This is a genomic window from Brevundimonas sp. UBA5936 (genome assembly GCA_002430835.1).
Taxonomy (GTDB): Bacteria; Pseudomonadota; Alphaproteobacteria; order Caulobacterales; family Caulobacteraceae; genus Brevundimonas.
This window is the reverse complement of sequence record DJDA01000131.1, coordinates 1-9026: the sequence shown is the minus strand read 5'-3', so window position 1 is coordinate 9026 and position 9026 is coordinate 1. Positions and strand designations below refer to the sequence as shown.

At 67.8% G+C, this 9026-nt stretch carries 12 protein-coding genes and 1 tRNA gene; 4 read left to right on the top strand and 9 right to left on the bottom strand.

Annotated features, from left to right (window positions below):
* Together B2Y21_RS13670 and B2Y21_RS13665 are read right to left on the bottom strand one after the other, a co-directional pair.
* The coding region (locus B2Y21_RS13670; RefSeq protein ID WP_292060382.1) for a TolC family protein at window positions 1-439 on the bottom strand (439 nt) is incomplete at its 3' end.
* Window positions 440-493: 54 nt separating this feature from the next.
* A complete protein-coding gene (locus tag B2Y21_RS13665; RefSeq protein ID WP_409514761.1) occupies window positions 494-832 on the bottom strand; it encodes a hypothetical protein in 339 nt (112 codons plus the stop codon).
* Between the two features lie 273 nt (window positions 833-1105).
* On the opposite strand from B2Y21_RS13665, the gene B2Y21_RS13660 reads away from it, so the two are divergent.
* Complete coding sequence (locus B2Y21_RS13660; RefSeq protein WP_292060381.1) at window positions 1106-2281, top strand: M24 family metallopeptidase; 1176 nt, start codon at window positions 1106-1108, stop codon at window positions 2279-2281.
* Window positions 2278-3528 carry an NAD(P)/FAD-dependent oxidoreductase gene (locus tag B2Y21_RS13655; RefSeq protein ID WP_292060380.1) on the top strand — a complete coding sequence of 417 codons (1251 nt, stop codon included), beginning with the start codon at window positions 2278-2280 and terminating at the stop codon, window positions 3526-3528. The genes B2Y21_RS13660 and B2Y21_RS13655 overlap by 4 nt, the downstream gene beginning before the upstream one ends.
* Before the next feature lie 57 nt (window positions 3529-3585).
* Here B2Y21_RS13655 and B2Y21_RS13650 read toward each other — a convergent pair.
* The 7 genes from B2Y21_RS13650 to B2Y21_RS13620 all read right to left on the bottom strand — a co-directional run bounded on the left by B2Y21_RS13650 (window position 3586) and on the right by B2Y21_RS13620 (window position 8079).
* Window positions 3586-3675 (bottom strand) — tRNA-Ser (locus B2Y21_RS13650).
* Between the two features lie 98 nt (window positions 3676-3773).
* Complete coding sequence (locus B2Y21_RS13645; RefSeq protein WP_292060379.1) at window positions 3774-4748, bottom strand: NUDIX hydrolase; 975 nt, start codon at window positions 4746-4748, stop codon at window positions 3774-3776.
* 38 nt (window positions 4749-4786) lie between these two features.
* Window positions 4787-5380 carry a YfbR-like 5'-deoxynucleotidase gene (locus B2Y21_RS13640; protein ID WP_087141399.1) on the bottom strand — a complete coding sequence of 198 codons (594 nt, stop codon included), beginning with the start codon at window positions 5378-5380 and terminating at the stop codon, window positions 4787-4789.
* Window positions 5381-5534: 154 nt separating this feature from the next.
* Window positions 5535-6416 carry a methyltransferase type 11 gene (locus B2Y21_RS13635; protein ID WP_292060378.1) on the bottom strand — a complete coding sequence of 294 codons (882 nt, stop codon included), beginning with the start codon at window positions 6414-6416 and terminating at the stop codon, window positions 5535-5537.
* Between the two features lie 94 nt (window positions 6417-6510).
* On the bottom strand, window positions 6511-7371 hold the full coding sequence (locus tag B2Y21_RS13630; RefSeq protein WP_200215775.1) for an AAA family ATPase: 861 nt from the start codon (window positions 7369-7371) through the stop codon (window positions 6511-6513).
* 70 nt (window positions 7372-7441) lie between these two features.
* Window positions 7442-7648 carry a hypothetical protein gene (locus B2Y21_RS13625; protein WP_292060377.1) on the bottom strand — a complete coding sequence of 69 codons (207 nt, stop codon included), beginning with the start codon at window positions 7646-7648 and terminating at the stop codon, window positions 7442-7444.
* An 8-nt stretch (window positions 7649-7656) separates the two neighbouring features.
* Window positions 7657-8079 (bottom strand): hypothetical protein, encoded by a 423-nt coding sequence (locus B2Y21_RS13620; RefSeq protein WP_292060376.1) that lies wholly within the window; start codon window positions 8077-8079, stop codon window positions 7657-7659.
* Window positions 8080-8246: 167 nt separating this feature from the next.
* On the opposite strand from B2Y21_RS13620, the gene flbT reads away from it, so the two are divergent.
* Window positions 8247-8672, top strand: a complete 426-nt coding sequence (gene flbT / locus B2Y21_RS13615) for a flagellar biosynthesis repressor FlbT (RefSeq protein WP_087141383.1) — start codon at window positions 8247-8249, stop codon at window positions 8670-8672.
* On the top strand, window positions 8632-8994 hold the full coding sequence (flaF, locus tag B2Y21_RS13610) for a flagellar biosynthesis regulator FlaF (RefSeq protein ID WP_087141384.1): 363 nt from the start codon (window positions 8632-8634) through the stop codon (window positions 8992-8994). The genes flbT and flaF overlap by 41 nt, the downstream gene beginning before the upstream one ends.
* Window positions 8995-9026 lie beyond the last annotated feature (32 nt).

Below are 9026 nucleotides of genomic sequence, written 5' to 3'. Positions count from 1 at the left end.
CCTCGGCCTCGGCGTAGATCAGGGCCAGTCGCCCGGCCGTGTCGACCACGGTCAGATCGCGGCGCAACGCCGCCGCGCCCGCGTCGGCGCGGGCGGCGTTCACCCTTGCGGGACGACGGCCCCACAGCTCCAGATCCTGGCTGAACGCCAGGCTGAGGTCGCCTGCGCTGAGACCGGAATAGGGGCCGGACCCGACGACGTTCTCGAGGTCGATGGACAGGTTGGGATTGGGCCGGGCGCGGGCCTGACGGACGCGCGCCTCGGCGGCGTCGCTCAGGGCGTCCGCTTCGACGGCGGAGGGCGTTTGCCCCAGTTGGGCGAGCAGTTCGCCATAGGAGGGCGCGGGATCCGCCCACGCCGGGACGGCGCCGAAAACGGCGATCGCGGCGAGCGCGCAGCCGACCGCCAGACGCGGCCGACGACGATGTGTCGGAGACATATTTGATTTCCAGAGATGATCAGAAGAAGGGTGCGCGAAGGCGCAGACTTCCGATCAGCTTCTGGGCGGGCGCTTCAGTCCGTCGGAGGCGAACGACACGGTGCTGTCGTCGCGCAGGATGTAGCGGCTGGCCTGGGCCTGGGGCTTGGCGATGGTCATCTCGCCGCCGGTTTGGCGCTCGCCGGGGTGATGGCAGTGGCCGTGAATCTCGCCGCCCATGCGGTCGTGATCGCCCTTGGATCCGTCCTGGACGTGTTCCCCGTTCTGGCCGTGGGCCATGTCCATGGTCTGATGCGCGATCGCGGCGTCGGGCGCGCAGGTCGCCGCATCCGCCGCAGGCGCAACCACAAATACGGCGATGACCAGCATCAAGGCCGCGAAGAGGTTCGCCAATGTCATCATCGACCGAGGCATGGCCGCCTAGGTAGGAAAGGGCCGAGTTGAAGGCAATCTGTTATAAGGTTCGTCCGAAAGGGCGTTTTTGCGCCATATCGTCACGCCGTGGCCCGCTCGCCGAACGGATCATGGTCACGCGCAAGGGCGCGTTTTCCGGGCGCGCGCGCCTGTCGAGGCGACAGGGCTATTGCTAACCCTACGGCTCTTGCTCGAGGCCCCAAGCCATGAAAGAAGCAGAGTCGTAAATCATATACTATATACGTTGATCTCATGACGTTTCTTCCCCCCGCCGCTGCTCCCATCAATGCCGCCGAGCGGCGCGCTCGCATTCAGGCCTTGGCTGCACGGCTGAAGGCGGAGGGGACGGCCGCCTTGCTGCTCGGCCCGACCGCTTCGCTGCGCTACTATACGGGCTTGGACTGGCATCCTTCGGAACGGCTGACCGGGGCCTTGATCCACGCCGACGGTCGGGTGGAATACGTCTGTCCCCGGTTCGAGCTGGACAAGGTCGCGGGGCTGACGGCGGCGCCGAACGCCATTGCCGGCGACATCCTGACCTGGGAGGAGGAGGAGAGCCCCTACGCCTTGGCGGCGGGGCGTCTGCCAGAGGGCGGCGTCCTGGCGGTCGACGATCAGGCGGCGACCTTCATCTGGCTGGGCCTCAGCCGGGCGCTCGGCGCGGATCGCGTCATCGACGGCGCGCCGCTGATCCTGGCCCAGCGCAGCCTCAAGTCGCCCGCCGAGATCGCGCTGCTGACTCGCGCCAAGGCGATCACGCTGGAGGTCCAGCGCCGCACACGCCACTGGCTGAAGGCAGGGGTCCGCACGTCGGAGGTCATGGCCTTCATCGACGCCGAACACCGCGCCCTGGGCGGGGAGGGCGGATCTTGGTTCTGCCTGGTCTCCTTCGGCGACGACACCTGCCTGCCCCACGGCGGCGAGGGCGACCGCGCTTTGCAGGCTGACGACGTGGTGCTGATCGATACGGGCACTCTGGTCGACGGTTATCACTCGGACATCACCCGCACCTATGTCTTCGGCGAACCGACGGACGACTTCCGCCGCGTCTGGGCGCACGAGAAGGAGGCCCAGGCCCGCGCCTTCGCCGCCGCCCGCCTCGGCGCGCCGTGCCACAGCGTCGATGACGCCGCGCGCGGCTATCTGACCGGCCTCGGCTACGGCCCTGACTACCGCCTGCCGGGCCTGCCGCACCGCACCGGCCACGGCATCGGCCTGGACATCCACGAGGCGCCGAATTTGGTGCGCGGCGACGCCACGCCGCTGGAGCCCGGCATGTGCCTCTCGAACGAGCCGATGCTGGTCATTCCCGGCCGGTTCGGCGTGCGTCTGGAAGATCATTTCTACATGACCGAGAGCGGGCCGGTCTGGTTCACCGAACCGTCGCACAGCCTGGACGATCCCTTCGGAGAGGGCGCTTCTGCATGAGAACGCCGCAGCGCTGGGCGGTCATCGGCGGCGGCCTGATCGGAACGGCGACGGCTCTCAGGCTTCAGACGGCGGGTTTCGAGACGATTCTGATCGACCGAGGCGATCCGCGACGCGGCGCCTCCTTCGGCAACATCGGCCACATCGCCGCCGAACAGTGCGAACCGATGCCCTCGGCCGCGACCCTGAAAAGCGCGTTCGGCCGGTTGTTCGCTTTCGGCGGTCCGCTGGACTTTCGGGCGCGAGACGTGGCGTCGTGGGGGCCGTGGGCGCTGCGGTTTTTGGCGGCGTCTCGCCCGGCGGCGGCCGCGCACGGCGCCGAGATCCTAGCGCGACTTCTTGATGATCCTCTGGGCGCCTGGATGCGATTGGCGGCCCTGGCCGAAGCGCCGGATGACATGATCCGCCCGACTGGCCACGCGGTCGTCTGGTCCACGCCCGAGGCGGCGAGACGGGGACTTGCGGCCTGGCGCGGCGCGCGCACGGGAAGCGCCCGCTTTCGCCCCATGGAGACGGAGGAGCTGGCCGCCTATGACGCGGTCCTGAAAACACGCCCTGCCGGGGGCATCCGCTTCACCGGCACGGGACAGGTCAGTGAACCCCAGAGCGTCCGCGACGCCCTGTCGACCGCCTTCACGAAGCAGGGCGGGCGCATCCTTCAGGCCGATGTCCGCCGCCTGAGGCCCGTATCCGACGGCGTCGAGATCGTTCTGGAAGACGGGGGGACCGTAGACGCCCAGCGGATCGTCGTCGCGGCGGGGGCGTGGTCAGCGTCGCTGCTGGCGCCGCTTGGCGTGCGCGTTCCTCTGATCGGGGAGCGCGGCTATTCGGTCCAGTCCGCGCAGCATGATTGGCCTAAAGCCCTGCCGCTGACGGTGTTCGAGGATCGCGCCCTCGCCGTGGCGCGGTTCAACGGGGGGCTGCGCGCCTCCAGCCATGTCGAGTTCGGTCGGCCGTCGGCGCCACCGGACCCACGCAAATGGCGTCAGATCGAGGGGCATCTCAATGCGCTGGGCATCGCCTTCTCCGACACGCCGGACCGCTGGTGCGGGCCGCGTCCGACCCTGGCGGACTATTTGCCTGCGATCGGCAGGCTTCAGGCGCATCCGGCCATCCACTACGCCTTCGGGCACCAGCATCTGGGCCTGACGCTGGCCGCCGTCACCGCCGAGGCGATGGAGCAACTCGCCCTCGGGCAACCGTCTCCACAATGGATGGAGGCCTTACGCATCGAGCGCTTCGGCTGATCAGGGCGCGATCAGGCGCGGACGTCCTGATGGGCGGGTCAGTTTGTCAGGAAATAATGGCGGAGAGGGGGGGATTCGAACCCCCGGTACGCTTCCACGTACGCCGCATTTCGAGTGCGGTACATTCAACCACTCTGCCACCTCTCCGCAGGCCGAAAGTCCCTAATGGGGCTGAGCGAGCGGCTTCTCTAATCAAAGGCTGCGATGGCTGCAAGCCATGACGGGGAAGAAATTTGAACGGCTGTTCAACGCTGTCCGGGAAGAGACAGGCCGAAGGCGCCGCTGTCGCCCGGTTCGGGGCGGACGTGGCGGAACAGTTCGGCGGGGCGGCCGCCGGTGTCGCTGGTGAAAACGCCCGTGGGCTGGACCAGGCCGGTGCGTTCGACCCCTCGGCGGAAGTTCTGCTTGTGCAGGGAAAGGCCCGCGACCGCCTCTACCGCCGCCTGCAACATCGACAGGGTGAAGGTCGGGGGCGTCAGGTCGAACAGGACGGGCCGATATTTGAGTTTGCTGCGCAGGCGGGCGACGCCTGTGGCCAGGATTCGGCGGTGGTCGGACGCCATGGGCAGGTCGCCTGGCGAAGCGGGGGCGGGGCGGCCGTTGTCGCGCGCGGCCTCCTCGACCAGGCCGGCTTCATAGAGCAGCTCATAGCGGTCCAGCACGCGCTCCTCGTTCCAGCGGGCGCCGGGAGACAGGGCGAAGAGCGCGTCCACGCGGCCCCTGCGGGCGGCGTCGTCGCCCGCCCAGGCGGTCAGGCCGGGGGCGAGGCGTTCCATGACGGCGGGCGGGCCTTGGCGGCGGTCCTCCCAGGGGAAGACGTGGAAGATGGGCGTCCAGGCGGCGTCGCGGCCCGAAGCGCCGAAACTGGGGTCATCGGGCGCATCGGCGGTGAGGGCCAGATAGCCGACCGAGATGTCGCGCGCCTGGTCCGGGCCGGGCGTGGCGCGCGGGGCGTCGCGGCCCAGATCGCCGAAGGTGTAAAGTTGCTCGACAAAGCCGAGCGGGAAGCCGGTCTGGTCGGCCACGAAGGCGCGCAGAGCCAGTTCGAACGTGCGGTCGCGGGCGGGGTCGAAGGGGCCGAAGGGCAGGGCGGGGGCGCCGTCGGGGGCGTGGGTGGTCAGAACCACGGCTTCGCGGTCCCGCAGGGCGATGATCACCGCCGACAGGCCGATCCGGATGCCGGTGTGGGAGGATGAAGCCTCCGTCCGCGCCTGCGCCATATGTCTCCCTTGCGTCCGCCGCTCTGTGCTGCGCCCGACTACTCGGTGTGCCAGGCGTCGGCGCCGGGCAGGATGCCGACAGCTTCGGCCAGAACGCGATAGCGGTCCAGATAGCGTTGCTGGGCGATGGCGGCGGGCTGGGGCTCGATGATCAGATCATAGCCGGGCGGCGGGGCGCCGAAGATCTGCAGCGACTCGCGGCGGGTGAAGCCGGCCAACTGGGTCGCCTCATAGAAGGCGCAGGCCTTGTCGGCCTTCTTGATCAGGGTCTTGATCGTCTGCGGCGTCTTGGGCGGCAGTTGGAAACGAACGTGGATGGCGGCTTCAAGCCGGGCCTCGAAGTCCTTGTAGCCGGCGCCCAGCGCCGATTTGAACGGCGAAATCATGTCGCCGATGACGTATTCCGAGGCGTCGTGCAGCAGGGCGGCCAGGCGCCATTTCGGCTCCAGCCCCGGCCGGATGTGGGCGGCGATCTCCTCGACCACCAGCGAGTGCTGGGCGACCGAGAAGGCGTGCTCGCCGATCGTCTGGCCGTTCCAGCGGGCGACGCGGGCCAGGCCGTGGGCGATGTCCTCGATCTCGATGTCGAACGGCGAGGGATCCAGCAGGTCCAGGCGACGGCCGGACAACATGCGTTGCCAGGCGCGAGGCGGCTTGGGTTTGCGGACTCGGGGCGCGGGGCCGGCGTCTTCGATTTCTTCGGCCAAGGTCTTGATGCTGCGCATGCTCAGGCTGGTGACTCAGACCGAACGCGCGATCAAGGGCGGCCGTTGCGATAGATGGGGGTTAATCGCCGACGTTGAGCGTCACCAAGGCCTTGGCGGCGTCGAACAGGCGGTCGGGATCGCGGTCCTTGCTGCGCACTGTGGCGACGACGATGGGGCCGCCGACCGGGCCGCGCGCCTCATACCCCACGGTGCGCCAGCCGCTGGCCGAAGGTTCGTCCGCCGTCATCAGGAAGGTCGAACGGACGGATTCTCCGGCGGCGCTGGTGCGGATGCGGGCGGCGCCGTCGGTCGCTTCGATTTTTACGGCGTCGTCTCCGGACGAGACATCGACGCGGCTGGACTTGTCGTCGGCGCGGATGGTCAGGCCGCCGATGCGGATATTGGCGCGGTCGCCGTCGGCGTCGATCCTCATGCCCGGCAGGCGGACCGTGGCCTTGTCGCCCTGGGCGTCGACGCGCACGCCGGGCGCGCTGACGTGGGCGGAGTCGCCGGAAGCGGCGTCGGCCGCAGCACGAGAGGCGTCGGCCTCGGCGCGAGCCGCGTCCGCCTCGGCCCTGGCGACGTCGGCCTCCGCCCTGGCGGCGTCAGCTTCGGCGCGGGCGTTCTCGGCTTCGACCTGGGCCATGGCCTCGGGCAACTCGGCGGCGAGACGGGTCTCGAAGGGTTTTAGGGCGTTCTGCGCCGAACGGCCGTCCAACTGGACCAGGCGCAGGACGACTTCCGAGCCGCGCGGGCCGCTGTAGACGCAGGAGCCGTCGGCGCGGGCCGAACCCTTGCGCGTCAGCACGCCCTGGGTCTGGGGGCATTGCAGGGCGTCGACCACCTTCAGCACGCCCGAGGAATCCGAGGTCGTGGAGGTGGTGATGCGCACCGCGCCGCCGTTGTCGCAGGCGGCGGTCATCAGCGCCAGGGCGATAACGGGCCAGGTGATGTGTTGCATGGTCGGCTCCACTCCAGGCCCCGATTGTGCGCCATAAGCGCAGCGGGACCAGTGAAATCGCGGTAATCGAAAGACGACGGGAAAGCGGCTGAAATCAGCCGCCGGGACGGGCGCCGTCGCGGCGGGCCATGAAGGCCAGGCGTTCGAACAGATGCACGTCCTGTTCGTTCTTCAGCAGGGCGCCGTGCAGCGGCGGGATCAGCTTGCCCGGCGTCTTTTCGCGCAGGGTCTCCGGCGCCACGTCGTCGACCAGCAGCAGCTTCAGCCAGTCCAGGAGTTCCGAGGTCGAGGGCTTCTTCTTCAGGCCCGGCGTGTCGCGGATTTCATAGAAGGTCTTCAGGGCTTCCGACACCAGGCGCGGCTTGATGCCGGGGAAGTGGACCTCGACGATGTCCTGCATGGTCTCGGCGTCGGGGAAGCGGATGTAGTGGAAGAAGCAGCGGCGCAGGAAGGCGTCCGGCAGCTCCTTCTCATTGTTCGAGGTGATGACGACCACCGGGCGGATCTCGGCGCGGATCGTCTCGTCCGTTTCCTGAACGTAGAACTCCATGCGGTCGAGTTCCTGCAGCAGGTCGTTGGGGAACTCGATGTCGGCCTTGTCGATCTCGTCGATCAGCAGGACAGGGCGGACCGGGGCGGTGAACGCCTCCCACAGCTTGCCCTTCTTCAGATAGTTGCGGACGTCGTGGACCCGCTCGTCGCCCAGCTGGCTGTCGCGCAGGCGGCTGACGGCGTCGTATTCATACAGGCCGTTGTGGGCCTTGGTGGTCGATTTGACGTGCCAGGTGATCAGCGGCGCGTTCAGCGCGCGGGCCAGTTCATAGGCCAGAACCGTCTTGCCGGTGCCCGGCTCGCCCTTGATCAGCAGCGGCCGTTCCAGCGCCACGGCGGCGTTGACGGCGACCTTCAGGTCGTCTGTGGCGATGTAGTTGGACGTGCCTTCGAACCGGCTCATGCGAAACCTGCTCCATTCCGGGGGAAAGGAGCAGGTAGCTTAAAGAGATGCGCGTGAACAGGCGGCAGCGTCAGGTGATGCGCTTGGCCGATACCGGGTCGCTGGCGGGAAAGGTCTCCTCGACGCCTTCGTCGATCAGGGCTTCCTGGCGGTTCTCGGCTTCCTTTTCCTTGTCCTTCAACTGGTCGGGCTTGCCGTGCTGGTGCGGCGCGCGTTTGGCCGGGGGGGTGTTCGGGTCGGCGTCTTCCTGGGCCTTGGTCGGATGATGTTCGGTCATGGAATCCCTCATTGCTCGGGGCCGTAGCCCAGATCCTCGATGTCGTCGTCAGAGAGGCGCTTGGCTTCCCAGTGGGCGGCGCTGGCCTGGGCGCCGCGCTGGTTGCGCATCAAGCCGGCGTAGACCAACTCGATCTCGTTCGCGCCCGAGGCCGTGGCGCCGTCGCTGTCGGCCTCGCTCAGCCGCACGCCATTGACGCCCAGCAGGGCGTCGGCTTCGGCCTCTATGCCGTCCAGCGCCAGATCAGCGTCCAGATCGGCGTCGTCTTCGTCAAAGGGTTCGGCGTCGGCGTCCCCGTCCAACTGGGTGACGTCCAGCACGTCGTCGGCTTCGTCGAACGACAGATCGCCGTCGCCTTCATCGTCCAGATGGGTCTCGTCGTAGACCTCTGCCTGGTCCTGGCCGTCGGCCTCGAATTCCGGTCCTGCCATCGTCGTCTCCCTTCCGAAAGGTCAACGGCTCTGCTGGGCGGGGCGTTCCCGTCTGCGCGATCGTGACGCTGGGGATCGCTCGAAGTGAAGGGATGGTTAACCACGTTGCTTTACAGTTCTTCAGCGGCCGGCCGTCACGGTGAGGGCGGCGCCACGGAGACCTTCCCTTGCCTCTGAAACTGTCGCTGAAGCCCGGCGAGAAATTCGTGCTGAACGGGGCCGTCGTGCAGAACGGCGACCGTCGCGGCGTTCTGGTCCTGCAGAACAAGGCCAGCGTCCTGCGCGAGAAGGACATCATGCAGCCCGAGGACGTGACCACGCCTGCGCGCCGCATCTATTTCCCCGTCATGATGATGTATCTGGATGAGTCGGAAGCGCCCAAATTCTATGATGAATTCGCGCTGCGCCTGACGGAGTTCATGGGGGCGGTGCGCAATCCGGACATCCTGACGGAATGCGTCGCCTGCTCCAAGCACGTGCTGGCGCGCCAGTATTACAAGGCCCTGATGGGCGCTCGCAAAATCGTTGATTACGAAGACCAAAGGCTCGGCAATGTCGCTTCAGGCGTACAAGACGGCGGCGACGCGGGCTGAATCACCGCGTGAAATGGAATACCGGCTGTTCGGCCAGGTGACGCGCGCCCTGATGCACGCCTCGACCCTGGACAAGTCGGATGTCGCCGGGCGGATGGACGCCCTGGACTGGAACCGCCGCCTGTGGTCGACGCTGGCGACGGCCTGCTCGGACCCCGACAACGCCATGCCCCAGGCGATGCGGGCTCAGTTCATTTCCCTGAGCCTGTTCGTCAACCGCAACACCTCCGAGGTCATGCGCGGCGAGGACGACTTCTCGACCTTGATCGACATCAACCGCATGATCATGCAGGGCCTCAGCGGCCAGACCGACGCGGGCTGAACCTAGAAGAGGTTCGTCGCCCATTCGGCGAT

Excerpts from the sequence above, each read along its gene's own strand:
- B2Y21_RS13660 (WP_292060381.1), top strand. The coding sequence starts at position 1,106 with ATGACGTTTCTTCCCCCCGCCGCTGCTCCCATCAATGCCGCCGAGCGG.
- B2Y21_RS13655 (WP_292060380.1), top strand. The coding sequence starts at position 2,278 with ATGAGAACGCCGCAGCGCTGGGCGGTCATCGGCGGCGGCCTGATCGGA.
- B2Y21_RS13645 (WP_292060379.1), bottom strand. The coding sequence starts at position 4,748 with ATGGCGCAGGCGCGGACGGAGGCTTCATCCTCCCACACCGGCATCCGG.
- B2Y21_RS13640 (WP_087141399.1), bottom strand. The coding sequence starts at position 5,380 with ATGTTGTCCGGCCGTCGCCTGGACCTGCTGGATCCCTCGCCGTTCGAC.
- B2Y21_RS13635 (WP_292060378.1), bottom strand. The coding sequence starts at position 6,416 with ATGCAACACATCACCTGGCCCGTTATCGCCCTGGCGCTGATGACCGCC.
- B2Y21_RS13630 (WP_200215775.1), bottom strand. The coding sequence starts at position 7,371 with ATGAGCCGGTTCGAAGGCACGTCCAACTACATCGCCACAGACGACCTG.
- B2Y21_RS13625 (WP_292060377.1), bottom strand. The coding sequence starts at position 7,648 with ATGACCGAACATCATCCGACCAAGGCCCAGGAAGACGCCGACCCGAAC.
- B2Y21_RS13620 (WP_292060376.1), bottom strand. The coding sequence starts at position 8,079 with ATGGCAGGACCGGAATTCGAGGCCGACGGCCAGGACCAGGCAGAGGTC.
- flaF (WP_087141384.1), top strand. The coding sequence starts at position 8,632 with ATGTCGCTTCAGGCGTACAAGACGGCGGCGACGCGGGCTGAATCACCG.